The 24,201-nt window shown below is 41.2% G+C and carries 23 protein-coding genes; 6 read left to right on the top strand and 17 right to left on the bottom strand.

Translation table 11 applies throughout. The features are described from left to right. Positions 1-6: 6 nt before the first annotated feature. Positions 7-531, bottom strand: a complete 525-nt coding sequence (locus HOP08_10880; protein ID NOT75425.1) for a RidA family protein — start codon at positions 529-531, stop codon at positions 7-9. Positions 532-593: 62 nt separating this feature from the next. Between HOP08_10880 and HOP08_10875 the strand changes: the two genes are divergently transcribed. Continuing rightward, a complete protein-coding gene (locus HOP08_10875; protein ID NOT75424.1) occupies positions 594-1,175 on the top strand; it encodes a DNA-3-methyladenine glycosylase I in 582 nt (193 codons plus the stop codon). Here HOP08_10875 and HOP08_10870 read toward each other — a convergent pair whose 3' ends face one another. The 8 genes from HOP08_10870 to HOP08_10835 all read right to left on the bottom strand — a co-directional run bounded on the left by HOP08_10870 (position 1,176) and on the right by HOP08_10835 (position 6,326). Next, entirely contained in the window at positions 1,176-1,790 is a 615-nt protein-coding gene (locus HOP08_10870; GenBank protein NOT75423.1) for a LysE family transporter, read from the bottom strand. Positions 1,791-1,793: 3 nt separating this feature from the next. Then, positions 1,794-2,840 (bottom strand): hypothetical protein, encoded by a 1,047-nt coding sequence (locus HOP08_10865; GenBank protein NOT75422.1) that lies wholly within the window; start codon positions 2,838-2,840, stop codon positions 1,794-1,796. Beyond that, the gene (locus tag HOP08_10860; protein NOT75421.1) at positions 2,837-3,361 is read right to left on the bottom strand and encodes a DinB family protein; all 525 of its coding nucleotides are present in this window, start codon (positions 3,359-3,361) and stop codon (positions 2,837-2,839) included. Before HOP08_10860 ends, HOP08_10865 begins: the two co-directional genes overlap by 4 nt. Positions 3,362-3,426: 65 nt before the next feature. Continuing rightward, positions 3,427-3,888: a YHS domain-containing protein gene (locus tag HOP08_10855; GenBank protein NOT75420.1), complete on the bottom strand. Its 462-nt coding sequence runs from the start codon at positions 3,886-3,888 to the stop codon at positions 3,427-3,429. Positions 3,889-3,973: 85 nt separating this feature from the next. Further along, entirely contained in the window at positions 3,974-4,474 is a 501-nt protein-coding gene (locus tag HOP08_10850) for a RecX family transcriptional regulator (GenBank protein NOT75419.1), read from the bottom strand. Positions 4,475-4,520: 46 nt separating this feature from the next. Continuing rightward, the gene (locus HOP08_10845) at positions 4,521-4,994 is read right to left on the bottom strand and encodes a YcxB family protein (protein NOT75418.1); all 474 of its coding nucleotides are present in this window, start codon (positions 4,992-4,994) and stop codon (positions 4,521-4,523) included. Between the two features lie 48 nt (positions 4,995-5,042). Next, positions 5,043-5,909: a carboxylating nicotinate-nucleotide diphosphorylase gene (nadC, locus tag HOP08_10840; GenBank protein ID NOT75417.1), complete on the bottom strand. Its 867-nt coding sequence runs from the start codon at positions 5,907-5,909 to the stop codon at positions 5,043-5,045. A 27-nt stretch (positions 5,910-5,936) separates the two neighbouring features. Further along, positions 5,937-6,326, bottom strand: coding sequence for a DUF4783 domain-containing protein (locus HOP08_10835; protein ID NOT75416.1), 390 nt, complete (start codon positions 6,324-6,326; stop codon positions 5,937-5,939). Positions 6,327-6,434: 108 nt separating this feature from the next. On the opposite strand from HOP08_10835, the gene HOP08_10830 reads away from it, so the two are divergent. Genes HOP08_10830 through HOP08_10820 form a run of 3 tightly spaced genes read left to right on the top strand, consistent with a single transcriptional unit; the run spans position 6,435 to position 10,587 of the window. After that, positions 6,435-7,961 carry a 2,3-bisphosphoglycerate-independent phosphoglycerate mutase gene (locus HOP08_10830; GenBank protein NOT75415.1) on the top strand — a complete coding sequence of 509 codons (1,527 nt, stop codon included), beginning with the start codon at positions 6,435-6,437 and terminating at the stop codon, positions 7,959-7,961. 57 nt (positions 7,962-8,018) lie between these two features. Then, positions 8,019-8,522, top strand: a complete 504-nt coding sequence (locus tag HOP08_10825) for a hypothetical protein (GenBank protein NOT75414.1) — start codon at positions 8,019-8,021, stop codon at positions 8,520-8,522. 37 nt (positions 8,523-8,559) lie between these two features. Next, complete coding sequence (locus HOP08_10820; GenBank protein NOT75413.1) at positions 8,560-10,587, top strand: OmpA family protein; 2,028 nt, start codon at positions 8,560-8,562, stop codon at positions 10,585-10,587. Positions 10,588-10,612: 25 nt separating this feature from the next. Here HOP08_10820 and HOP08_10815 read toward each other — a convergent pair whose 3' ends face one another. The 6 genes from HOP08_10815 to HOP08_10790 form a co-directional block, all read right to left on the bottom strand. Next, positions 10,613-13,447: a S9 family peptidase gene (locus HOP08_10815; protein ID NOT75412.1), complete on the bottom strand. Its 2,835-nt coding sequence runs from the start codon at positions 13,445-13,447 to the stop codon at positions 10,613-10,615. A gap of 114 nt (positions 13,448-13,561) precedes the next feature. After that, positions 13,562-14,734: a phosphoribosylformylglycinamidine cyclo-ligase gene (locus HOP08_10810; GenBank protein ID NOT75411.1), complete on the bottom strand. Its 1,173-nt coding sequence runs from the start codon at positions 14,732-14,734 to the stop codon at positions 13,562-13,564. 8 nt (positions 14,735-14,742) lie between these two features. Continuing rightward, complete coding sequence (locus HOP08_10805) at positions 14,743-15,558, bottom strand: hypothetical protein (protein NOT75410.1); 816 nt, start codon at positions 15,556-15,558, stop codon at positions 14,743-14,745. Positions 15,559-15,619: 61 nt separating this feature from the next. Further along, entirely contained in the window at positions 15,620-16,150 is a 531-nt protein-coding gene (locus HOP08_10800) for an RNA methyltransferase (GenBank protein NOT75409.1), read from the bottom strand. A gap of 113 nt (positions 16,151-16,263) precedes the next feature. Beyond that, positions 16,264-16,665: a hypothetical protein gene (locus HOP08_10795; GenBank protein ID NOT75408.1), complete on the bottom strand. Its 402-nt coding sequence runs from the start codon at positions 16,663-16,665 to the stop codon at positions 16,264-16,266. 137 nt (positions 16,666-16,802) lie between these two features. Continuing rightward, positions 16,803-17,753, bottom strand: a complete 951-nt coding sequence (locus HOP08_10790) for a LytTR family transcriptional regulator (protein ID NOT75407.1) — start codon at positions 17,751-17,753, stop codon at positions 16,803-16,805. 146 nt (positions 17,754-17,899) lie between these two features. Between HOP08_10790 and HOP08_10785 the strand changes: the two genes are divergently transcribed. Both HOP08_10785 and mutS read left to right on the top strand, forming a co-directional pair. Further along, positions 17,900-18,889, top strand: coding sequence for a hypothetical protein (locus tag HOP08_10785; GenBank protein ID NOT75406.1), 990 nt, complete (start codon positions 17,900-17,902; stop codon positions 18,887-18,889). A 59-nt stretch (positions 18,890-18,948) separates the two neighbouring features. Continuing rightward, the gene (gene mutS / locus HOP08_10780) at positions 18,949-21,522 is read left to right on the top strand and encodes a DNA mismatch repair protein MutS (protein NOT75405.1); all 2,574 of its coding nucleotides are present in this window, start codon (positions 18,949-18,951) and stop codon (positions 21,520-21,522) included. A 2-nt stretch (positions 21,523-21,524) separates the two neighbouring features. Here the strand turns inward: mutS and HOP08_10775 are convergent, their stop codons facing one another. Further along, entirely contained in the window at positions 21,525-22,712 is a 1,188-nt protein-coding gene (locus HOP08_10775; GenBank protein ID NOT75404.1) for a DEAD/DEAH box helicase, read from the bottom strand. A 66-nt stretch (positions 22,713-22,778) separates the two neighbouring features. Continuing rightward, the gene (gene serS, locus HOP08_10770) at positions 22,779-24,068 is read right to left on the bottom strand and encodes a serine--tRNA ligase (protein ID NOT75403.1); all 1,290 of its coding nucleotides are present in this window, start codon (positions 24,066-24,068) and stop codon (positions 22,779-22,781) included. Positions 24,069-24,201 lie beyond the last annotated feature (133 nt).

The following is a 24,201-nucleotide window of genomic DNA, read 5'->3' as shown; positions in this document are numbered from 1 at the left end:
GATAAATTAGTTTTCTACTTCGACGATCATTTCGATTTCGACAGCGATGTTATTAGGAAGAGCGTACATACCAACCGCTGAGCGGGCATGCTTTCCTTTTTCTCCAAATACCGCAACCATCAGATCTGAAAATCCATTGATGACTTTGGGTTGTTCTGTAAATCCTTCCGTGCAGTTAACCATTCCTAAAACTTTAACAATTCGCTTTACTTTATTAAGATCACCAATCTCTGCTTTGAGTGAGGAGAGTAAATTGAGACCTACGGCTTTCGCTGCCTCATAACCCTGAGGTACTGTGAGATCCTTTCCCACCTTACCGGTAATGTCGGTTCCATCCGGATTGGATGGGCCATGACCCGCCAGAAAAACAAGATTTCCAGAACGTACCGCCTTTACATAATTAGCAATTGGTTTCTGAGGCGCCGGAAGCTGAATTCCAAGTTCCTTTAACTTTTTTTCAACATCTGATTTTTGTGCAAATGAGAATGTTGTAATAAGACCCAGAAGGCAAAGTATCAAAAATGTTTTCATGATCTATTTTTTCTCTAAGATAGGCTGTTGAAGTGAATTCTTTAACTTGGTTTTTTAATACTATGGACGACAAAAAATTCCGATGCCCCTGGTGTCTTAAATTCGAAAAGTATGTGCGTTATCATGATGAAGAATGGGGCGTACCTGTTCATGATGATAAAACTCATTTTGAGTTTCTTGTTTTAGAAGGAGCACAAGCGGGTTTGAGTTGGTCAACCATTCTCAACAAGCGCGAGGGGTACAGCAAGAATTTTGCAAACTTTGATGCAGTGAAGGTTTCTAAATTCACACCCGCACGAATTGAGAAGATTCTACTGGATCCTTCCATTGTGCGCAACCGACTGAAGGTGATGGCCACTGTCAATAATGCAAAACGATTTCTGGAGGTTCAGAAAGAATTCGGAAGCTTTGATCGCTACATCTGGCAGTTTGTAAACGGAAAGCCAATCATCAATAAGCCAAAACATCTTGGTGAGATCAGGCCTACCTCAAAAGAATCAGATGCGCTGAGTAAGGATTTGATAAAAAGGGGATTCAAGTTTGTGGGCAGCACCGTTATCTATGCTCACATGCAGGCTTGCGGTTTGGTCAATGATCACCTCGTCGACTGTCATCGCTATAAGCAAACCATTCGTCTCAAGTAATCAGATAAAGAAATATCTGAAAAGGGCATACAATCCAAGGGCTAACAGTACCAATCCTGGAATGATCTTTACCCATTTGCTGCCCTGAACATAAGGTGCCAGTCTATTCGCAAAGAATATTAAAAGTGACAATAGAGCCATTGCACCTAACGCTGTTCCAAAAACATAAACATGAAGCATCAATGGAGAGCTTAGCTCTATCCATCCATGCAATTTCATATATGCTGTAAAGGCCATCCAATAGGGAATTGCCATTGGATTGAGAATACTTAGAACAAGGCCTCTTCGAAATCCGCTTTCGCTGAATTTCTTTGCAAAACCTGTTGGTTTTCTGTCTGGTAATAAATTGAAAACCGCAAGAGCCAGCATAACTGCCGCTGCAATCAATTCAAAATGTTGAACGATAATAGGTGAAGAAGAAATAAGATATTCAAAATGAACACCAATCCAGGCGTAAGGATATTCTACTATTGCCACGGCGAGAGAGAATCGTAGTGCGGTCTGAATTCTTTTCTCGAGGCCTAACTGTAAAACCGTAAGGTTGAGAGTGCCGGGAGGTATCGAGCCAATGAAACTGAAAAAAAAACCAAGTAAAAAAGCAGTTACGTAAGCCATGATCTAAGAAGGGGTCGTCAGTGCTTTGAATTTTTTATAAATGTTTTTTGCTTCCCGAAATGAAATATACGCAACACCTTTCTTATGATTCTCTGAACTTATCCTGTAAATATCACTCCAATGTTTCCACAACACTCCTACTGCTCTAAAGAATGAAAACCGAGGATCATAAATATGTGCCGGCTCTGCCCCACATCCATTAAGTTCTAAAATTCTCACATTTCCATTTTCAAGATCCTCGAGCGTTGCTGCTCGCAAATCAAATCTACCAAAGTAAAAACCCTCAATTTGCTTACTGATGTGGTCAAACGAAGCTGAAAGTTTGTCTGTGATAAGATGATTCTCATTTAAAAATTTCGTGCCAAGGCAATGATTCCCAATGGAGACTAATTCAACTTTCTCACCTGCGGGAATGACTTCTGCCAGTTTGTTCTCATAAACAACTTTCAGGGTTTTCCATTGAAGCTTCGCTCGTTCTTTTTCAAGCATCAGCTCTTTCAATGTTTTTTTTCCATCACCTTTTACAAAAAGCATTTCCTTTCCTACAATAGAAGTGACTTTGCCAGATGCCTCAATTGGATATCGAACATAAAAAACACCGAACTCCAGAGGAAGCTCTACCAATTCCTGAGCGAGGAATTCAATCTTTATTTCCGAAAGGTATTTTTCAACATCCTGAATGTTCTTGATTTTTCTAACCATCCAGCCACGTTCCCCAAGATCGGGTTTAAAGATCAAAGGAAAGTTTAGTCCGTTTTCACGGAGCTGATGTAAAACTTTCTCGGTTGTGTTTGGAAGCTTAATCAATATCGTGCGGGGTTTATAAGCCGCAGGCACCAACTCAAGAACATCAAATTTGGATTCACCGAACATACCTCCCATCAGAATACCAGGATTTGATGCAGAGAAATACACAATTGATCTTGACTTAAGGGAAAGCCAAAGCCAATATGGAAATATGGGGGCCTGAAGTATTCCAAACGGCCAATACTCCCAGCTTCTTACTTTAATAAAAAAATTGCTGTTGGTGATTTTAGAAATGAAACTCATTCTGACTCTGCAACAATCACCATTGCTTCCTGATGTCGAATGGTACTGATGGCAACTCCAAAATCAGAAGGAAAGGTGACATATGGCGCAACTTCCCGAAGGCCAATTTTCATGATTGCCATATGATGAACGGCATGCTCAATATTATACGTAAGCTCACGAAAGTAATTGGTTTGAATCGATAGGCATTCTTCGCTATCGCGTTCATAGCCAACTTCTAACTTAAGTGCATGGTCATGTTTTTGATTGATGATAAAATCACCAATTCTTTGAATAGCATTAAGTGCAATAAACTTATCGGTCTCAATCAGTTTATCATGAGCCCGTTTATCATAATTAACTACTCCTATTTTAAATCCCTCTTCAAGGCATAGGAAGAACTCCAGAGTGTGACGAATGTGCTGTCCGATCGTAGACTTACTTAAGGACGCTGAAGGACGCGTAAAGTCTGCTTCGTCCAATTGGCGAAGGATGTCTTCAAGTTGATTAAGAATGCTTGTACAGGCGTTTGAAAGCTGCATAAGTGTATAGATTTACAAAAATAGTGGAAAATAAGACGATATACGATGGTCCGCCCTCACTGGTTTTATGGTATAAATTTCTTCCAGTTCTGATCCCCTTTTGCCTTCAGGCTCTTCTCACTTTTATTCCAATCTGTCAGGGTATTGTTCCCCCAGAAATTATAAAAGAGATAAAGCTTCCCGTCCATGATCTTATAGGTTTCCGGATCAATCTTAACTTTCTCACCGTTTTCACCCATTGCGAATGCACACCACCCACCATATGCAGGTTCGTATTTTTCCGGAGAGGCTTTGAATTTGTTGAGGTTAGCCGTTGAGGCAAAAAGATATGTTATGCCCTTATACTCTGTTTTTATATCTGATTCGCCTTCCAAAGGTCTGTTGTCAAAATAGCTTACCGGATCATAGCCCTCAATAGCAATGGTCTTTTTTACATTAAAATTCTTCTTTCGTGCATCATCGCTCTGTGCGAAAGCAAAAGTTCCACCTGCGATAGCAAATACCAGCACCAGTCCAGCCAATTTCATATTCAAATTTTTTTTACACTTAACGTATGAGATCAAAGTTCGGTTGAATCACCAAAACTCTTTGTCGCGTCCCTTACAAATTGGGTTAAGGGGCTGAAATTTCCTTTAGAATTCCCCAAACCAGTTCTGATTCGTATCCCTTTCCAATTGCGAAGCGGGCTGTTTTATCACGTCTTTTGAAGAGATTTTCGTCTTTAGTCTGATCAAATTTCTTTTTCAGAAGCACCCGAAGAGTTTTTGAGTATTCCGCATTTTCAATTTCGAGAAGACCTTTTTGAATACATCGGGAAGTAACACCCTTTGCTTCCAGTTCATGGACAATTTTATTTCGCCCCCACTTCTTCATTCGAAACTTTCCACCTGCAAATGCTTTGGCGAAACGTTCTTCATTCAGGAAACCATCGGTGATGAGTCGTGATAATATCTCATCTACGTCGCCACGATGCAATCCATACTCATAAAGTTTGTTACGAACTTCTTTGTGCGAACGTTCCTGATAAGCACAATAGTTTGAGATTTTTTCAAAGGCAGCAGCAGGAGTATAAATTTTCTTTCTCCTGGGTTGTGAATCGTCTGCCTCAATCATACCTTAAATATCCAACGATGTGAGTCGGAAATCAAGGTTTGAGTTGTTACTTTATCAGACCTTTTGTCCTCAGAATACTTGTGAGGAATTTACGTTCATTGTCTGTGTTGAATATCTTGAAAGGGAGGTGAATCAGTTGCGCTTTGTTGACAAAAAGTAAATAGTAATCCTTCCCAACCTCAGCACGCTGAATCTGACCCCACTTCAGCGGCATCCCTTCACGGGCATTAAGTTTCATTAATATCTGCTGACTGTTGATCTCATATGAAAATTTCTCGAAAAGCATTTTCCCCTGCTCGAGCTGAGTAACACCGTAGAACTGGATGAGCCAGAAAAGTACAAATAATCCATAGGCCAACACTCCCCCTGCAATCCACCAGAAGCTTGGAATCCACAAGTAAAGAAGGCAGATCGCTACAGCAATAGGAATCGCCCACCACATTTTCAAAAGAATGCTTTTCAGCGCCATTTTGATGTATTGTTGCTTATCGAGGCGATAATTCTTGGTCTTAATAATCATAGTTCAATTCGAATGGGCCGCAAAGTTAACAGCCTGCTGGCAATCCGCCTACTGGGAATTGATCACTTTAAGGCTAAGGTCCATACTTTTCACGGAGTGTGTCAATGCTCCCACTGAGATATAATCGACGCCACACTCAGCCACATTCCTGAGAGTTTCTTCTGTGATCCCGCCACTTGCTTCAGTTTTGTACTTTCCATCAATGAGCTTTACGGCAGATTTCATTTGCTCAATATTCATGTTGTCAAGCATAATAATGTCAATTCCACCAACCGCCAGTACCTCTTTCACTTCATCAAGATTTCGTGTCTCAACTTCAATCCGGAGATTTCTGCCGGTGTTTTTCAAGTACTCTTTCGTATTTCCGATTGCCGCTTTTATTCCTCCGGCCATATCCATGTGATTGTCTTTTAGCATTATCATACTATAAAGAGCAAAGCGATGGTTTATTCCACCACCAATAAGAACAGCCCACTTTTCCATCATCCTGAAATTCGGAGTTGTCTTTCGTGTGTCCATCAATTGAGCGCTTGTTCCTTCGATCAGGCGGCAAAGCTTTTGAGTGTACGTTGCGATGCCACTCATTCTTTGCATGCAATTCAGGACAAGTCTTTCAGCAGATAAAAGTGATCTGGCAGAACCCTCAACAGTAAAGGCAACTTCCCCCTTTGCCACGTTATCACCATCCATTTTGAAGATTTCCATTTTAAGTGAAGGATCAACTTCATAAAAGATCCTTTCAGCAAGCTCGACACCTGCCAACAAACCGTTGTCTTTTATTAATAACCTTGCCTTGGCTTTTGTGTTTTCAGGTATTGCACCCAAGGCTGAATGATCTCCATCACCAATATCTTCCACCAGCGCGGATTGAATAAACTTTTTCAGTGAATCTGAAGTGATGTAGGGGGGATACATATTAGATGAACATCACTTCGAAGAGCTTTACTCTTTTACAAAAGATATCTGCTGGACAAGATATTCCTCACCCACCTGACGAACACGGATCAATACACTATAAGTATCAGTACCGCTGATATAGCGTCCGATTGAAAACTGAAGTCCTCCTTTGGATGCACCCATGTGAACAATGCTGAAATCAGTAACAGGATGTTTTTTGAAGAATTCTTTTAAAACGAATTCAGATTGAGCCTTACTATATGCGTTGATATTTCCTTCAAGATTTATGTCTACGGATGGAGCAAACGACTTTACCAGGGCCGCAGCATCGCTGACCTTAATAGCATCCTTCATAGGATTAAAAATCTCCGATTGCGCCTGAACGGGTGATCCTGACAACAAAAACAACCCCCACAAAATAGCTAAATGCTTCATTGATCTATTTCCGTCCAAAAGTATGCCATTAAATTCTCCCTGCCAAGATGGGCCTTCCGGGCATAAAATCCATCAACTCAACGCTATATTTACAGCTAAATTTCACTTATGAACAGGAAAGTGCTGCTGATGATTCTGGATGGCTGGGGGATCGCAACAAACAAAAAAGTCTCTGCGGTAGATCACGCGAAGACTCCTTATATGAATTCTCTTTTTACAAAATATCCCCACAGTAAGCTGGAAGCTTCCGGACTTGCAGTAGGTCTTCCGGCCGGACAGATGGGTAACTCTGAAGTGGGTCACATGAACATCGGCGCGGGACGTATTGTCTATCAGGATCTCGTCAAGATCAATAAAGCTGTAGATGATAAAGAACTGGACGCTAATGCAGTCTTAATCGATGCTTTGAAATATGCCAAAGCAAATAATAAGGCTGTTCATTTAATTGGACTTTTATCAGATGGCGGTGTTCACTCTCATATAAAACATCTTGAAGGTTTATGTACCATCGCTCATAACAATAATATTACAAAGCTTTTTATCCATGCCTTTACGGATGGCCGTGATACAGATCCCAAAGGTGGAGTAGCCTATTTGACCGATCTTCAAAATCATCTCAATAAAACCACAGGCAAGATTGCGAGTGTGATCGGTCGTTACTATGCAATGGATCGCGATAAGAGATGGGAACGCGTGAAGCTTGCTTACGATCTGATGGTAAAAGGTATAGGCGAAAAATCAACAAATGTTATTGACGCCGTAAAGAAAAATTATGATGCAGGTGTAACTGATGAGTTCATTAAGCCTGTAGTAGCAGCAGACGCTTCTGGAAATCCTATTGCTGTGATTCAGGAAGGTGATGTTGTTATCTGTTTCAATTTCCGTACTGATCGGGGAAGAGAGATCACAGAGGTATTGACACAATCTGATTTTCCAGAACAGGGAATGAAGAAACTGAATCTCTACTATGTAACGATGGCAAATTATGATGATTCCTTTCAAAATGTAAAGGTGATCTTCGATAAAGACAATTTGCTTAACACTTTAGGCGAAGTGATTGCACGCGCCGGCAAAAAGCAAATCCGAATTGCTGAAACGGAAAAATATCCTCACGTAACTTTTTTCTTTAACGGTGGCCGTGAGGAAGCATTTACAGGAGAGAGCAGGATCCTTTGTCCATCACCAAAAGTGGCAACCTATGATCTTAAACCTGAAATGAGTGCAGCAGACATTCGAGACAAGATCATTCCTGAGCTGGAAAAGAAAGAAGTTGATTTCATCTGTTTGAACTTTGCCAATCCGGACATGGTTGGACATACAGGTGTGTTTGAAGCTGCTGTAAAGGCTGTGGAAGTTGTGGATCAGTGTAATGAGGCGGTAACTGAAGTTGCGAGAAAGAATGGATACTCTGTTATCGTTATTGCTGATCACGGAAATGCCGAGTTAATGCTAAACGAAGATGGTTCACCAAACACAGCTCATACCACCAATCTTGTTCCCTGTATTTTTGTTGATGACGAATACAAGGGTAAAATAAAAGATGGTAAGCTGGGGGATCTCGCTCCTACAATTTTGAAAATATTACAGGTACCAATTCCCGCCGAGATGAACGGGAACATTTTAATCGAAGCGTGAGTTCTTATGAAGAAGTAGTTGAGTTTGTGTTGTAAGGAATCTTTTAATTGAACAAGAATGTTTTTTCCTTTTGAAACTATGCCGGATCATTCACGCGTTTGGATATATCAATCAAACCGTGTTTTGACCTCCGCTGAAACAGAACTGCTTTCATCAGGATTGAAAGAACTTTGTGAACAATGGTCTGCTCATGGCACTCCCCTTCACACTTCTTTTACAATCTCACAACAGCAATTCGTTATCATGATGGTGGATGAGCAACAACATGGAGCAAGTGGATGTTCTATTGATGGAAGCGTTCGTTACCTTAAAAGTCTGCAAGGTTCTCTAAGTCTTAATTTCTTCGACCGATCTCACATTGCATTTCTGAAGAATGGGAAGATCGTTTTGCACGACCTTAAAGAATTGAAAAGTCTGTTTGAATCAAAGACACTAACAGCCGAAACTGTTACGTTTAACAACTTGGTGACCACGAAGGCGGAATGGATGTCTCAATGGCAGGTTCCGGTTATAAATTCATGGCTTTCCTCATATCTACCGAAAACAGCGGTAGAAGGTTGATTTACTGGTTTTTACTTTTTTGTACCTTTAGACTATCATGACTTATTACAGAACCAAGACCGTTATAAGCACAGCCGTTCTCATTTTGGTAATGGCTTCCTGCAGTCCTGAAAAAAAGGCATTAAAGAACTTTAAATACGGAAAATTCGAGGATGTCATTAGTTATTACCGGGGGGTTCTTAACAAGCAACCAAACAACGGTAAAGCCAACTACTACCTGGCTGAAAGTTATCGTCAATCAAATCGTATTAAAGAATCAGAAGCGTTTTATGCTAAGGCGGGCGGACCCGGTGTAAATAAGGATTCTGTTCTTTTTTACCTGGCGAAAGCGCAGGTTGCAAATGGAAAATATGCTGATGCCAAAAAGACACTGGAAGATCTGAGCACAGAAACTTCTATTGATGCCATGCGCGATCGCGCCAATAAAGAATTGAAAGGGTTGGACTATCTGGAAAAACTCGCGGAAAAGAAAAGTTATTATCGTGTTAAGAATCTGGAAGCCGTGAATTCCAACTTTAGTGAATATTCACCAGCATATCTTAACGGAGAACTTTACTTCACTTCTTCCCGCTCCAACGAAAAGATCTACGAAGCAACAGGAACACCATACACTGATTTATACAAGGCAACTTCTTCCGGAGCCGTGGTGGACGTGAACACGATTGCCCCACTTCCTGAATCTATCAATACGCCTAATGTAAATGTTGGTACCATTACTTTTTCACCGGACGGAAAAACGATGGTCTTTGCAAAAGGTAATACCGGAAAAAGAAAAGGCGCTAATGATGTTGATTTGTATCTTACCCGCTTTCGCAGCGGTGCATGGACAGAACCCACTCAGATTAATATCAATCAACCTGACTCATGGGAATCTTCACCTGCCTTCAGCGCAGATGGAAGAACACTTTATTTTGCTTCCAATAGAAAAGGAGGTTTTGGTGGATTGGACATCTATACAGCACAGATGGATTCACGTGGAAGATTCTCCCGGGTAAAAAACATGGGGCCCGAGATCAATACATCGGGCAATGAAATGTTTCCATATGTTTCTGAAAACGGTAAACTTTACATTTCATCCGACGGGCATCCAGGCTATGGCATGTTGGACATTTACGCTGTCAATCGCGCCAATGGAAAAACAATTGTTGAAAATCTTGGTCAGCCTGTGAACTCAACGGGGGATGATTTCGGATTATTTCTATTCAAACCTGATCGTGGATTCTTTACCTCCAATCGTGAAGGCGGCAAAGGAGATGATGACATTTATACGTTTATAAATGATGATCCCAATCTTCGTGTTGTCAACTACACACTGCAGGGAATAACTTATAGTCTGAAAACAGATAGTACGCGTGAAATTCTTCCAAACACAAAGGTCTCTCTTTTAGATAATCGCGGTGATGTTATGCAGGATTTCGTGACCGGAAATGATGGCAAGTTCTTATTCAGGGTCTTTGCCAATGAAAACTATACTTTGTTGGGTGAAACGGACGGATATCTTGTAAAGCGCGGACAATACACCACCAATGGAAAATCTGTTCCGCTGGAATCATTAAAAGAATTAATAACCAATATTACACTTGATACTCTTCTGGTGCTGGATCGCATTGATAAAACTGCACATTACAGACTCAAGAATATTTATTTCAAATTTGATAAGTCAGATATCGAACCTGAGGCAGCCACTGAACTGGACAAGCTTTATGAAATTCTGATCGATAATCCGGAGATCACCATTGAGCTTGGATCACATACCGATAGCGTAGATGATGAAGCTTACAATCAGAAATTGTCTCAGCGTCGTGCTCAGTCAACCGTAGATTACCTGATCAAAAAAGGAATCGCTCCTGCCAGACTAGTTGCAAAGGGCTATGGTGAATCACAACCCATCGCGCGTAACACGAATCCTGATGGAACCGATAATGCGGCGGGGCGTGATCGCAATCGTCGTACAGAATTTAAGATCCTCTCAATCGGAGTTCGCACCGAAAAACCTGAGCCTACCATTGATGATGAGGACAAGTACTTCAAAGACGAAAAACCCCTGAAGACTAAAGAGCCTTAGGGGTCTTTCTTAAATTCTTACATCACTAGTAACCTTTGGTTATTCCTTTTTCTACTGCGGGAACTCCTTTTTTCATCCAGTCGGATTCAGGTGCTGCTTTCAGATAATGATCAAAAAACTGCATCATGCGGGTTTGAAAATCAATTCTGTTTTCACGCTTGACTGGCCAATGCGGTTCACCATTATAATTTAGCATCCATACTGGCTTATTCAATCTTCGCATTGCCATATACATCTCAATACCCTGATACCAAGGCACTGCATCATCACCATCATTGTGGAGAAGCAGAAGCGGTGTTTGAATTTTATCTGCAAAGAAGATTGGAGAGTTTTCAATAAAGTGCATTGGCTTCTCCCATAATGTGCCACCGATACGACTTTGTGTATGCTCATATTGAAACATTCTGCTGATACCCGTTCCCCAGCGAATGCCTCCATAAGCACTAATCATATTCGCAACCGGTGCTCCTGCCTCCGCCGCTTTGAATAGATTCGTTCGGGTCAATAGATAAGCAATCTGATAACCACCCCAGCTATGCCCCTGAACTCCTATATTCTTCTCATCTACAAATCCTTTATCAATCAGCATAGTAATACCAGGCATAATGCAATTGTGAGCACTTTCACCAGGGAATCCAATCTTATATGTGATGTCAGGAACAAAAATCAAATACCCATTGCTACTGTATACAGAGCGATTAACAGAAGAACGCAACGGTTCAGGGCGTACATGCGCATGAAGGTTGTCGCTTTCTTTTTCATAAAAATTAACAATCATCGGATACTTCTTCTTTGGATCAAATCCTTCTGGTTTGAAAAGAAGTCCATTCAAAGGAATGTTGTCTAGCGAAGTCCACTTCACCATTTCCACACTTCCCCAGAGATAATTTTTCATCTGTGGATTCGCTTCTGTGATCTTTTTAGATGATGCCAGATTAGTATCAGAAGTCCATACATCCGGAAACTCTCGGAAGTTCTCACGGGTGTAAAGAATCTGATTTGCAGTTTTTGCTTTTACTACACCGCCAAATTTGAAATTGTCCATCACCAGTTTTGTAAGCTTGCCATCTTTGAGCGACAGCTTGTAGAACCCGGACATTTTTGTGGTTTCGTTAAAAGCTGAAAGCATCAGATCTTTCGCAGGATCTAAAAATCTTTCCTCCTGATCAAGGCGGATATTTCTGAACACAATTTTTTCCTGACGGCCTATTTTTGTGAGGTTGATAGGCGCCTTTTCATTCTGAGGATCAAGAGCCCATAGATCGTATCTGTCATAAACAACAAATGCCTGATCATTTGCAGTCCACCCAGCAAATCCATAAGATCCAGGGTAATCCGGAGAATCATTTTCTTCATCAGCAAAGCTTACCTTTTTGTTATCTGTTAGCCTGGAAGTTTTTGCCGTTGCAACTGAATAAGCATACCACGCTGTATCAGGTGCACTGAACCAATGCACATAGTTGGCTTTTGGTGAAAGGCTTGCATTCCCCTTTACTTTTGTTGCAATGGGTCGACGCTCCTGCTTCCGCAAATCATAAAGATAAAAATCACTAAAGGCTGATGGATCCCAGGTGGTTATTTTGCGATATGGAACATTTGTTTCACCGAGTGCTACCCACGCATTTCCTTCATCTCCCATTTCAATAGATGGAACATCACGATCCGCGAGCTGATGAATCTTCTTTTCTTTCAAGTCTATTGCAGCTACGAATGAACGCCTTCGCTCATTATCAATTTGTTTGTTTTGTTGAGGGTATATGTATTGATCTTCACCACCCCAGATCTCGACACTTACAATTTCCTCTGTCAAAAGAGTGGTGTCCTGCGTTACCAGTACAGGTGCTGAACCAAAAAATAATTTACCTCCGTCCTTTGAAAAAGTGGGTGTATAATTTTCACTCACGATCCAATTTTGAGGAATTGCCATTGAGCGTTCAATGTCAAGTTGTGAAGCGGCCGCACTGCCTGACTTCCAATGATACAGTTGAAAATGTCTGACAGGAGCTTTAGTGGTATCAGTGTCTACCAGAAAAGAAACCTGAGATCCATCCTCACTGATTGCCATTCCTTTGAATTTGTGTTTGCTTTTTCCTTCATATAACGATTGAAGTTTTTGCAGATTGAGATCATACCAGTAAATCCCTGCTTTTGAAGAGCTGTCACCGCTAGTTGAAAACAATAACCCCTGTCCATATTTGGCAAAAGAATATTCCTTTACATAACCAAACGTTACAGGTTTTGGTTGGCCTGATTTCTTAAGAACAAGTGTATATCCATTATCGTCAGAGTTGACCTTCTTCTTTTTTGGTTTTTTCTCATCTGGTTTCTTTTCTTCAGGCTTTGCCTTGTCATCAGTTTTTGGTTTTACCTCCTTTTTTGCTTCAAGCTGATAAGCGATCCATCCGCCCGATTTTTCGGGAATTTTATAAGACTTCACATCGGGAATCTTTTCGGTTTTGCGAGAGGCAAATGAATAAATGCCAAGAGAATCTTTTGGCATATCTTCTTTCTTCTTTTTCTGACGACGAAGATCTTTCACCAGTTTCTGCTGCGGCTTGATCTTAAAAACAGCCAGCTGACTGTCAAAGGACAATGCTATGTTTTCTGCTCGCCGAACAGAATCCTGAGAGGATGTCTTTATATTATAAAAAATCACCTTGCCGTCGCCATCCTGGGGATTAATAGTAAAGGCAGCAAAATTTCCATCAGGGGTAAGGGCCCGGTATGAAATATCTTTCCAGGAATCATATACCGAATGAGTAAGTGGTTTCTTTTGAACGGGTGCTGTTGTTGATTTCTTCTGCGCTGAAGCAAAAAATACAATCCCAACCAAAAGAAGAGTTGTCAGTGATCTTTTCATTTTTATAATTATTAGAGAAAATGAATTTAGAGAATTCCCGAGATAGAAAAATAAAGGTTTGATGACCGGTTAAAAATCATCTTTTAACCTCTGACAAAAAGAGATTTAGAACGGTTAATAAACGAATTCTCCTTCCGGAGTTCTGAGGGTTAATTGCTTCTTTGAAGAATCTTCTACCCTTCCTATTACTTTGGCATCTACACCAAATTTTTTTGAGATTTGTATTACTTTCTGAGCCTGGCCTTCCGGCAAATATATTTCCATTCTGTGCCCCATGTTAAAGACTTTATACATCTCCTGCCATGAGGTTGCACTCTGCTCATAAATTAATTTAAATAGTGGTGGAATTTCAAAAAGGTTGTCCTTGATAACATGAACATTATCAACAAAATGCAAGACCTTGGTCTGAGCGCCTCCACTACAATGAACAATGCCATGAATTTCGGAACGAAGATCTTTCAATACTTCTATTAAGATTGGAGCATATGTTCTTGTCGGGGAGAGAACAAGCTTTCCAATGTTAATAGGTGCTTCAGGGATTGTATCAGTGACTTTGTATTTGCCGCTATACACCAAATCCTCCGGAACTTCCTGATTATAAGATTCAGGATACTTGACAGCATACTCCTTATCAAAAACATCATGACGCGCAGAGGTGAGGCCATTGCTACCCATACCACCATTGTACTCAGATTCATAGTTGGATTGGCCGAAGGATGCCAGTCCGACAATTACATCGCCTGCTTTAATATTGCTATTATCAATTACCTCATCGCGCCTCATGCGTGAAGTGATGGTGCTATCGACAATGATCGTACGCACAAGGTCTCCGACATCTGCGGTCTCACCTCCAGTGCTGTAAATTTCCATTCCGTGAGAGCGCAACATTGACAGGACTTCTTCTGTCCCCTGAATGATGGCACTTATAACTTCACCTGGTATTCTGCTTTTATTCCTCCCGATGGTGGACGATAAAAAGACTGGACCAATCGCACCGACACACAATAGATCATCAACATTCATAATGATGGCATCCTGTGCGATTCCTTTCCAGACCGACAAATCTCCGGTTTCCCGCCAATAGAGATATGCTAATGATGATTTTGTTCCAGCACCATCAGCATGCATGATGGTACAGAAGGCCGGATCTCCCGCCAGCAAGTCCGGAACAATTTTGCAGAATGCTTTCGGAAACAGTCCTTTATCCAGATTCTGAATTGCCTGATGAACATCTTCTTTAGATGCTGAAACTCCTCTCTGATTATAACGATCTGAAGATTTTTGCAAGGCTGCTCTTATTTCAATTTAATAAATGTCCATGTAGATGATGAGGATCCCATCGGATTACTTTGATAGCTTCCTCTTCTTGCGTAATTATTATTGCCGCCATAACCACCCATACCCATTCCGCTGCCAGACATTCCCCCTCCACCATACTGAGAACCCGGATTGTTATTCTTCACCGGTGGCGGAACATATTTACCGGTCTCAAAACCAATTGCTAACGTTGATATGGATGCCTTTGAAAGACGATAGGACTTAAAGGGAATAATTAATTCATATCCATAACTTTCTTCAGCTCCATTTGCTATCGCTACCTTAATGCCATTCGTTATCCCTGAACGCGTACTGGTCAAAGGTTTATCGCTTAAGCCAATGAGCTCCATCACTTCAATATCCAAAATAAATTTTCTGGTAATCTCTTTCTGTGCCAAATCTCTTTCCACAGCTGTCATATCTTTTCTATCCTTATTCGCTGCCATATAAGCATCTGCACGTTCATTGGCCTCCACTCCCGTCGGAAATTTCAATCCAAGTTTTCTCTTTTTCTTTCCATTTGCATCGATCCATACTGTCATTCCAAAAAGAGCAATTTTTCTTTTGATCATGTCGTCCTTTGTCATCATTCTGACATAAATGTTGTTTTCGTCTGTACAAACATTATAGCTAAACTTCTTATCATCACTTACTTCCCAGTTCATTGGCCACTCATCTACTAATCCATCAACCGTAATCACAGAACTTAAGTCGCAACTAACAGCCTTTTCATCTTGCGAAAAGACCCTGGACGCTGCCGCCATGATTAGCACAACAAAAAATAATTTCCTCATAGCATTTTGTATTGAGTCAGTTACAAAGGTATTAAATCCCACCTACCTGAATTTGCCTGCTTTATAATTTAAGTTTTTTGAAAATTTCCCAAACCACAATGCCCACACACACGGAAATATTCAGCGAATGCTTCGTCCCCGTCTGTGGTATTTCAAGTGCGTGATTTGCGTATTCTATCACTTCATCACTTACGCCATTAACCTCATTTCCGAAGACCAGGCAATACTTACCATTCCTATCCGGAATAAAATCCTGGAGCAGTCTGCTTTCGGTGGTTTGCTCAATAATAACAATGGTGTAGTTGCGGGATTTGATTTCCCGAATGGCCGCTACAGAACTTTCCACATATTCCCATTCAACAGATTCTGTTGCTCCCAAAGCGGTCTTATTGATTTCACGATGAGGCGGGGTGCCTGTAATTCCTGTCAGGTATATCTTTTCCAGACGAAAAGCGTCCGCGGTCCGAAAGGCAGAGCCTACATTATGCAAGCTGCGCACGTTATCCAGGAAAATACAAACGGGTATTTTTTCAGCTTCCTTGAATTCGCCAATAGAAATACGACCCAATTCTTCAAGCTTGAGTTTTTTCATCCCGAAAAGTAGAATTTAGAAATGAGATTTAGGTTATTCTCATTTTCAAAATAGTGGGCATAAAAAAGTCCCTGCAAAAGAACATTGCAAGGACTTTCAAAAAATCGATGAGGTTATTTCACGGCTACGCTATCATCTCCTACTGAAATTTTCAGAATGGAGCCTTTTGTTTTATGAGCCAAAGTTCCGTTCAGAATTATCTGATAAATTCCGGAAGTCATAGTGGAATTTGCTGTGATCGTAACGACGCTAGTTTCAAATTTTCCTTCTGCAGGTTCGTATTGCGCTGTAATTCCTTTTGGAAGAGCACTTGAGAATCCAAGGAGAGCACTTTCCTTGGCGTAGTATTTCGAGCGAAGAATGGAAACCGTCACTTGCTTGCTTTCTCCCGGCTTTAAGTAAACCGTGCTTTCAGACAAGTTGATTGCAAACTCCTTTGCTGGTACTTCAGATTTCGTTTGTGCCATTGTAACAATGGCTACAAAAAAGAGGGACAGTGTTAAAAAGGTTTTCATAAGGTTGTGTTTGATTCGAGTGTAAGTAACGCGCCTTATGAACAGCCGTCCACCACCCAGGATTGCTTTGGGGCAGGAGACAAGTTTTTTGGTATGAAGATCGTTTTCTGGGGCGAAGAGTAAAGTAAATGGGGCGATCAGCTAAGCTCCATCATGTTTCTCAATTGACTGATTTTCTCCATTACTTCCTTTCCTTTTGGTCGTGAAACCGGAATGAAGAAATCTGTGTCGTTAATTTTCAATTTATAGCCATTCGTATTGCCGCTAATAGCACTGATGGCATTTACGTTGACGATAAAAGAACGATGGCAACGGATCGCAAAAGAGTTGTTTAACTGGGATTCAATGTTCTTCAAATTAACCCTTAAAAGCTTTTTCTGAATTCCTTCCTCGCTTTTCCAGGTCACTGTTGAATAATTGTCATCCGCCTCAATAAATAGGAGATCCGGAAGGTTGAAGGAAAGACTCTCACTGGTATCTGAATACAAGGTGATTTGATTATCTGCCTTGGGAGCATCCTTCTTTAAAGTCTGGATCTTTTGCAATTCCTGATTAGCCGTGATTGCTTCCCGCAGATTCTCCTGTAATAAATGTGCCTTCAAAAACAGTGTTGTAAACGCAATCGGAATAATTCCCTTTAACGCTACCTGTGTTCCTACATGTGATGCTACCAACAACCAAGGCAGACCTGGACAAAATAGCGGCTTCTCCACCAGTGTACACGCTGCCCAGATCAAAAAGAGATGTCCCATATTAAGAACGAGATACTTTTTAAAGGTCCAGTTCACAGGATCCATCATGGCTGGAAAAATCCTGGGAAGAAGTATGATGTTGATAGTAAGGCAAACAAATGTGATACAACCATGCATCCATTCGAGACCTTCAGAAAAATGATTGTCGGAAGGGGTTTTAAAAAGGTACAAAAAGCCCGTAACGAAGACGCTGATCACAAAAACCAGCACAAAATTCTTTCGATTGTCGTTCAGATAAAATGGAAAGGGCGCCCTTAACGATGCTGAGGCGCTTTCCGTAATTCTTTTAAAAAATGAGGCATTCCCCTCAACCTGAATTGTATCGTGTCGCTGCATAATTGCACAAACTGAAAAAACGATGACAGAGTTGCAAAAAATAATGAAATAGCGGGGTGAATTACCACATTTTTGGGGTGACTGAACCTCCCGAAAAAAGCTGCGTTAAAAAACCTTCAATTTTTTATAATTCTCATATTTACCTCATGAAACTCGAAAAACTCTGGAAAATAGGTGTTAATGATAAAATGGATCTTGAGGAGCGAAAGCAGATAATGTTTTCTAATGGGATTTACTTTATTGCTGGTTCTGTATTGCTGGCTGCAGAAATTGTCATGGGTGGCATCCCCCATCTTATAGAGAATCCTTCTCTCAGAACTTTCGGACCTTTCCTTTTAATTGGGCTTGCCGGATTTTCCTTATTCCTCAATAAAATACAGTACTTCCGGACCTCCAGAATACTCTTTCTACTCTGCTGGTCTTTTATCGTTTCTGTTTTACCAATTATTGTAAGAGGGCCTTCCCAGGTATCTTTCTATTTCCATCCATTTCATATCATTCTCTTTTCTCCTGTCATCCATCTTTTATTCTCTCATCCTAAAGACAGATTCATTCTTTCTTTCTTTCTTTTATTATCCGGCTTGAGCGTATTTTTCTCTGTTGACTTTTTATTGGCCTTTGATGAGACTTCGGCTGCAGCATCAAATCAGCTTCTGTCCAGGCCATTGATGGTGGTGCGGATAAATTTCATCGCGCTTTGGTTCTTTACCAATCTTATGATGGCTTACATTTTGAAAACGAACTGGAATTTTTATGTTGCGATGCGTGAGCAAAAGGAAATGATTGCGCTTCAGCAAAAACAACTTCAGCAACAAAATGAAGAACAAAGTATTGCCAACAAAAATCTGATTGATTTAAACGAACGGTTTCATTTACTAAACGAGGTTTTAGAAAAACGGGTACTGGAAAGAACTCAGGAATTGACAGAAAGAAATAAGGTTCTTTCGGAATATGCCTTTATGAATGCTCATCATTTGCGGGCCCCCATTAGTCGGATTAAAGGACTTATAAATCTCTTTGGCATCGTTGAAGATCCGAAGGAGATGAAAATTATTCAGGAAAGCCTGATTGTATCCTCCGAAGAACTTGATCAGGTAGTCCATTCGATCAGTAAGAAATTAAATGAAGCCAATTAATTACTTTCGGCCTTTCAAAAATTCATTATTCCATGGCTCCCTCCATAGAAACACCGTTAATGAAACAATACAACGCCATCAAGGCGAAGTATCCCGGTGCACTTTTACTCTTCAGAGTTGGTGATTTTTATGAAACGTTTGGTCAGGATGCTATCGAGGCGAGCAAGGTTCTTGACATTGTATTGACAAAACGCGGAAGTGGATCCGCTTCCGAAATTGAACTCGCAGGCTTTCCCCATCATTCGCTTGACAACTATTTACCAAGACTCGTTCGTGCCGGACATCGCGTTGCCATTTGCGACCAGCTGGAGGATCCGCGATTTGTAAAAGGTATTGTAAAAAGAGGTGTTACTGAACTTGTCACCCCCGGTGTTTCATACAACGACAACGTCCTTGAAAGGAAACGCAATAATTTTCTTGCTTCTGTATTCGCAACGAAAGCGTTGATGGGCGTTGCATTCCTGGATATCAGCACAGGAGAATTTTACTGCGCACAAGGAACCGAAAATTATATTTTCAAATTAATCCAGAGCTTAAGTCCTTCCGAGATTATTTTTTGCAAAGGTCAGCGGGAAAAACACGAAACGCGATTCGGCGATGAGTATTCAACTTTTGCGTTGGATGATTGGGTTTATGCTTTTGACTTTGCGCAGGAAAAGCTTGTCAATCAATTCAAGACAGCAACATTAAAAGGTTTTGGGATCGATGGATTAAATGAAGCTATCATCTCTGCAGGGGCTGTGCTTCATTATCTCGAAGCCACTGAACACAAAGACACACATCACATTTCTTCCATCGCACGAATTGATGAAGAGACTTATGTCTGGCTTGATAAATTCACCATCAGGAATCTCGAATTGATTTCATCGCCTCACGAAGGTGGCGTTCCTCTCTTACAAATACTGGATCAGACGATCACCCCAATGGGCTCACGTCAGTTGCGTAAGTGGATGGTACTCCCCTTAAAAGAAAAACAGGCAATTGATGAACGTCTGACGGTCGTTGAGAAATTCTTTCACGAGCCGGAATTTGCTGAGAAAATAATTGATCATCTTCATCAGATCACGGATCTTGAACGCCTCATTTCAAAAGTTGCTGTGGGGCGCATCAACCCACGCGAACTGGTGCAGTTAAAAAGATCTCTCCTCGCAATTCTTCCAATCAAAGAATTAATAACCGCCTCCTCCACTCCTGATCTGAAGAAATTAGGTGACCAGCTTAATCGATGCGAATTCCTTTTGGAGAAGATTGAAAAGGAATTAAAGGATGATGCTCCAATGTTGGTTCACCAGGGAGGAATTATCAAAGAAGGTGTTAATGCTGAGCTTGACGAACTTCGCGCAATCGCTTTTTCCGGAAAGGATTATTTACTTCAGATTCAAAAAAGAGAAGTAGAACGCACAGGAATCAATTCACTGAAGATATCATACAATAAAGTCTTCGGATACTATCTTGAAGTCAGCAATGCCAACAAGGATAAAGTTCCCAATGATTGGATACGGAAACAAACGCTGGTAAATGCCGAACGATACATCACTGAAGAGTTAAAGGTTTATGAGGAAAAGATTCTTCATGCTGAAGAAAAACTAACGGTTATTGAACAAAAGATTTTCCTTGAATTAGTACATCACGCTGCAGATTATGTTGCTCAAATCCAGCAGAATGCAAGAGTCATAGCGATTTTAGACTGTCTGTTGTCATTTGCTTTCACCGCAAAAGCAAATCGTTATTCAAAACCTGAAATCAACGACACCACCCAGTTAATAATTGAGGCGGGGCGTCATCCTGTAATAGAAAAGCAATTGCCACCGGGAGAGAATTATGTACCAAATGACATTTATCTCTCGAATGATACCCAACAGATCCTGATCATTACCGGTCCCAATATGGCTGGTAAATCTGCATTGCTCAGACAAACTGCGTTGATAGTTTTGATGGCACAGATAGGAAGTTATGTGCCGGCATCTCATGCGAGCATTGGCATCGTTGACAAGATCTTCACCCGTGTTGGTGCGTCTGACAATCTATCAAGAGGTGAATCCACATTCATGGTTGAAATGACCGAGACGGCCAGCATTCTCAATAATCTGAGCAACCGAAGTCTTATCCTCATGGATGAAATCGGACGCGGAACCAGTACATATGACGGTGTTTCCATTGCCTGGGCGATTGTTGAATATCTTCATCAGTTTCAGGAAGTCAGACCCAAGACTTTATTTGCCACTCATTATCATGAGCTTAATCAATTGGCTGAAGATTTTGAAAGGGTAAAAAATTTTAACGTAAGTGTAAAAGAAGCTGGTGACAAAATCATCTTCATGCGAAAGCTTAAAGAAGGCGGAAGCGAACACAGCTTTGGTATTCACGTTGCTCAGATCGCAGGAATGCCCAACAAGATTGTGTTACGATCCAATGAGATTCTGCACTTTCTCGAAAAGGACAAGCATAAAAATGAGCAGAAGAAGAAGTTAACTGAAATGCCGAAAGAAAATTTTCAGATGAGTCTCTTTGCCATGGATCCCAAAATGAAAGAGGTTCAGGATCTTCTCGGAAAAATTGATATTAACACCATCAGCCCTGTTGAAGCGCTACTGAAACTAAATGAAATCCTTACTTTGATGAAGGCTAAGTAAGTTTAATGTCTTCTGAAACCACCCCGTGAATTTCCTCCCCCGCTTCTGTTTTTATTAGGAGGTCTCTTACTGTCAAATGTTTTCTTAGGTCTGACTTCGGGTTGATATAATGGCGCTTCGCCTTCCGCTTCCGGGAAAGGTATCTTAGGAATTGTGCTACCAATCATATTCTCAATGTTATAAAACTTCCTCTGGTCTTTGTCATTGATAAATGTAATCGCAGTGCCGGTGGTGGCTGCGCGTGCAGTCCGACCCACGCGATGTACATAATCCTCCGGATCCGGCGGCACATCAAAATTTACTACAAGGCTTATTCCCTCCACATCAATACCGCGCGACAGCACATCCGTTCCAATAATAATGCTGACCTGTTTACTTTTGAACGCCCTGAGAATGTCCTCACGTTCTGTCTGCTCAAGATCCGAATGAAATGCCTTTACAGGAAGGCCCGCTTTCAACAATGTTTGATCAAGCTTCTTCACACTTTCCTTTGTTGAAGCAAAAATGATAACTGTTGTAAACTTACCGGATGTCAGAAGCTGTTTGATCAGCGTTACCTTATTGACATCATATACCAGATAAGCTTGCTGCAAAATACCTTCCGCCGGTTTGGCAATTGAAATGTTAATCTCTGTTGGATTGTTCAATATTTTATTTGCCAGCTTCCTGATATTGGGAGGCATGGTTGCTGAAAACAAAAGTGTCTGACGATCTTTTGGTAGATAATTGATAATCCGGACAATGTCTTCATAAAAACCCATGTCCAGCATCCGATCTGCTTCATCCAGAATGAGGTGCTTCAAATGTTCAAGCTTGATTGTGCCTCCCGCGAGCAATGCGATGAGTCTTCCAGGTGTTGCAATGACAATGTCTGCACCATGTTCCAATGCTTTCCGCTGAACGTCCCACGTCGCACCATCGCCACCACCATAAACCGGTATAGAACTCACTCCGGTAAAGTATGCAAAACCTTCAATCTGCTGATCGATCTGTTGTGCAAGTTCACGGGTGGGTGCAATTACCAATGTATTTAAATGTCGGTGGTCAGTATTAATGACTTTGTGAATTACAGGAAGAATATATGCAGCCGTCTTTCCGGTTCCTGTCTGAGCACAGGCAATGACATCTTTATTTTGAAGAATCACCGGAATGGCTTGCTCCTGTATGGGAGTGGGTTTTGCATAACCCATAGATTCGAGACCTTCCTGAAGTTTGGTGTCGAAATTAAAATCCTGAAAAGTCAAATGAGTTATAAATTATGAGTTATGAAGTAAATCGATGGTATCAAATTTTGTATAGGGAACTAACACTTCTGGAATGCGAATGCCGTCTTTCGTCTGATTGTTCTCTAAAATGGCTGCAACAATTCGCGGAAGTGCCAACGCACTGCCGTTCAAGGTATGCAATAATTGCGTCTTCCCTTCTTTGTTCTTATATCGAAGCTTCAATCGGTTAGCCTGAAATGTTTCAAAATTGCTAACAGAACTTACCTCCAGCCAACGTTGTTGGGCCGTGGCGTATACCTCAAGATCATAAGTCATCGCAGAATTGAAACCCATGTCACCTCCACACAGCAATAATTTTCTGTACGGAAGTTCCAGCTTTTCAAGAAGACTCTGAACGTAGGCAGTCATGTCCTCTAATGTCTGATAGGAGTCTTCGGCTTTTCTTATTTGAACAATTTCAACTTTATCGAACTGGTGAAGGCGATTCAATCCGCGAACGTGAGCACCCCAGCTTCCCGCTTCTCTTCTGAAACACGGAGTATATCCAACATTTCTTATTGGCAGATCCTGTTCGTTTACCATCACATCACGATAAAGATTGGTGATGGGTACTTCCGCCGTAGGAATAAGGTACAATTCATCCTCAGTGATAAAATACATCTGCCCTTCCTTATCGGGAAGCTGACCCGTTCCATATCCACTTGCTTTGTTCACAACAATTGGCGGCTGAACTTCTGCATATCCTTGCTTAGACGCTTCGTCCAGAAAGAAATTGATCAAAGCGCGTTGAAGCTTTGCTCCTTTTCCTTTGTAAACCGGAAAACCAGCTCCAGCAATTTTATTGCCCAGGTCAAAATCAATGATATCATACTTCTTGATAAGGTCCCAATGAGGTTGTGCTTCTGCACGAAGCGCAGGAATGGCACCATACTCATACACTGTTAGATTATCATCTGCGCTCTTCCCGGCAGGAACTTTGTCTGCTGGAACGTTGGGGATTTTGTATAGAATTTCCTGAAGTCTTGCCTCTTCAACATTTACCTCTTCTTCAAGAGTCTTAATGAGTTCTTTCTTACCCGCAACCTGTGCACGCAATTGCTCAGCTTCCTCTTTCTTTCCCTGCTTCATTAAGCCGCCGATCTGAGTTGACATAGCATTTACATCGGCACTCACTTCATCACGCGCTACCTGTTTTTTTCTTCTTTCTTTATCATGATGGATGGCTTCCGCGACCAATTGATCCGCCTCCTTGAAATTTCTCTTTTTCAATCCAGCCAGTACTTTCTCCTGATTATCCCTGATAACATTGATCTGCAACATGCGAATTCTTTAGTCGCCAAAATTACAACCTTCTACATACAAACCCCTCAGTTTATCGATTGTACCCGTTTGTCAGGTATATTTTCAACCTCCGAATTTGATAATATTCCAATTTGACCTATACTTGCACTGT

The sequence above is a fragment of the Cyclobacteriaceae bacterium genome (assembly GCA_013141055.1).
In the GTDB taxonomy this organism is placed as follows: Bacteria; Bacteroidota; Bacteroidia; order Cytophagales; family Cyclobacteriaceae; genus ELB16-189.
Note: the sequence above shows the minus strand (reverse complement) of the source record. Positions and strands in the feature narration are given on the sequence as shown.

What these genes read in the sequence shown, in the direction of transcription:
- HOP08_10880 (NOT75425.1), bottom strand. Translation starts at nt 531, where the DNA reads ATGAAAACATTTTTGATACTTTGCCTTCTGGGTCTTATTACAACATTC.
- HOP08_10875 (NOT75424.1), top strand. Translation starts at nt 594, where the DNA reads ATGGACGACAAAAAATTCCGATGCCCCTGGTGTCTTAAATTCGAAAAG.
- HOP08_10870 (NOT75423.1), bottom strand. Translation starts at nt 1,790, where the DNA reads ATGGCTTACGTAACTGCTTTTTTACTTGGTTTTTTTTTCAGTTTCATT.
- HOP08_10865 (NOT75422.1), bottom strand. Translation starts at nt 2,840, where the DNA reads ATGAGTTTCATTTCTAAAATCACCAACAGCAATTTTTTTATTAAAGTA.
- HOP08_10860 (NOT75421.1), bottom strand. Translation starts at nt 3,361, where the DNA reads ATGCAGCTTTCAAACGCCTGTACAAGCATTCTTAATCAACTTGAAGAC.
- HOP08_10855 (NOT75420.1), bottom strand. Translation starts at nt 3,888, where the DNA reads ATGAAATTGGCTGGACTGGTGCTGGTATTTGCTATCGCAGGTGGAACT.
- HOP08_10850 (NOT75419.1), bottom strand. Translation starts at nt 4,474, where the DNA reads ATGATTGAGGCAGACGATTCACAACCCAGGAGAAAGAAAATTTATACT.
- HOP08_10845 (NOT75418.1), bottom strand. Translation starts at nt 4,994, where the DNA reads ATGATTATTAAGACCAAGAATTATCGCCTCGATAAGCAACAATACATC.
- nadC (NOT75417.1), bottom strand. Translation starts at nt 5,909, where the DNA reads ATGTATCCCCCCTACATCACTTCAGATTCACTGAAAAAGTTTATTCAA.
- HOP08_10835 (NOT75416.1), bottom strand. Translation starts at nt 6,326, where the DNA reads ATGAAGCATTTAGCTATTTTGTGGGGGTTGTTTTTGTTGTCAGGATCA.
- HOP08_10830 (NOT75415.1), top strand. Translation starts at nt 6,435, where the DNA reads ATGAACAGGAAAGTGCTGCTGATGATTCTGGATGGCTGGGGGATCGCA.
- HOP08_10825 (NOT75414.1), top strand. Translation starts at nt 8,019, where the DNA reads ATGTTTTTTCCTTTTGAAACTATGCCGGATCATTCACGCGTTTGGATA.
- HOP08_10820 (NOT75413.1), top strand. Translation starts at nt 8,560, where the DNA reads ATGACTTATTACAGAACCAAGACCGTTATAAGCACAGCCGTTCTCATT.
- HOP08_10815 (NOT75412.1), bottom strand. Translation starts at nt 13,447, where the DNA reads ATGAAAAGATCACTGACAACTCTTCTTTTGGTTGGGATTGTATTTTTT.
- HOP08_10805 (NOT75410.1), bottom strand. Translation starts at nt 15,558, where the DNA reads ATGAGGAAATTATTTTTTGTTGTGCTAATCATGGCGGCAGCGTCCAGG.
- HOP08_10800 (NOT75409.1), bottom strand. Translation starts at nt 16,150, where the DNA reads ATGAAAAAACTCAAGCTTGAAGAATTGGGTCGTATTTCTATTGGCGAA.
- HOP08_10795 (NOT75408.1), bottom strand. Translation starts at nt 16,665, where the DNA reads ATGAAAACCTTTTTAACACTGTCCCTCTTTTTTGTAGCCATTGTTACA.
- HOP08_10790 (NOT75407.1), bottom strand. Translation starts at nt 17,753, where the DNA reads ATGCAGCGACACGATACAATTCAGGTTGAGGGGAATGCCTCATTTTTT.
- HOP08_10785 (NOT75406.1), top strand. Translation starts at nt 17,900, where the DNA reads ATGAAACTCGAAAAACTCTGGAAAATAGGTGTTAATGATAAAATGGAT.
- mutS (NOT75405.1), top strand. Translation starts at nt 18,949, where the DNA reads ATGAAACAATACAACGCCATCAAGGCGAAGTATCCCGGTGCACTTTTA.
- HOP08_10775 (NOT75404.1), bottom strand. Translation starts at nt 22,712, where the DNA reads ATGGGTTATGCAAAACCCACTCCCATACAGGAGCAAGCCATTCCGGTG.
- serS (NOT75403.1), bottom strand. Translation starts at nt 24,068, where the DNA reads ATGTTGCAGATCAATGTTATCAGGGATAATCAGGAGAAAGTACTGGCT.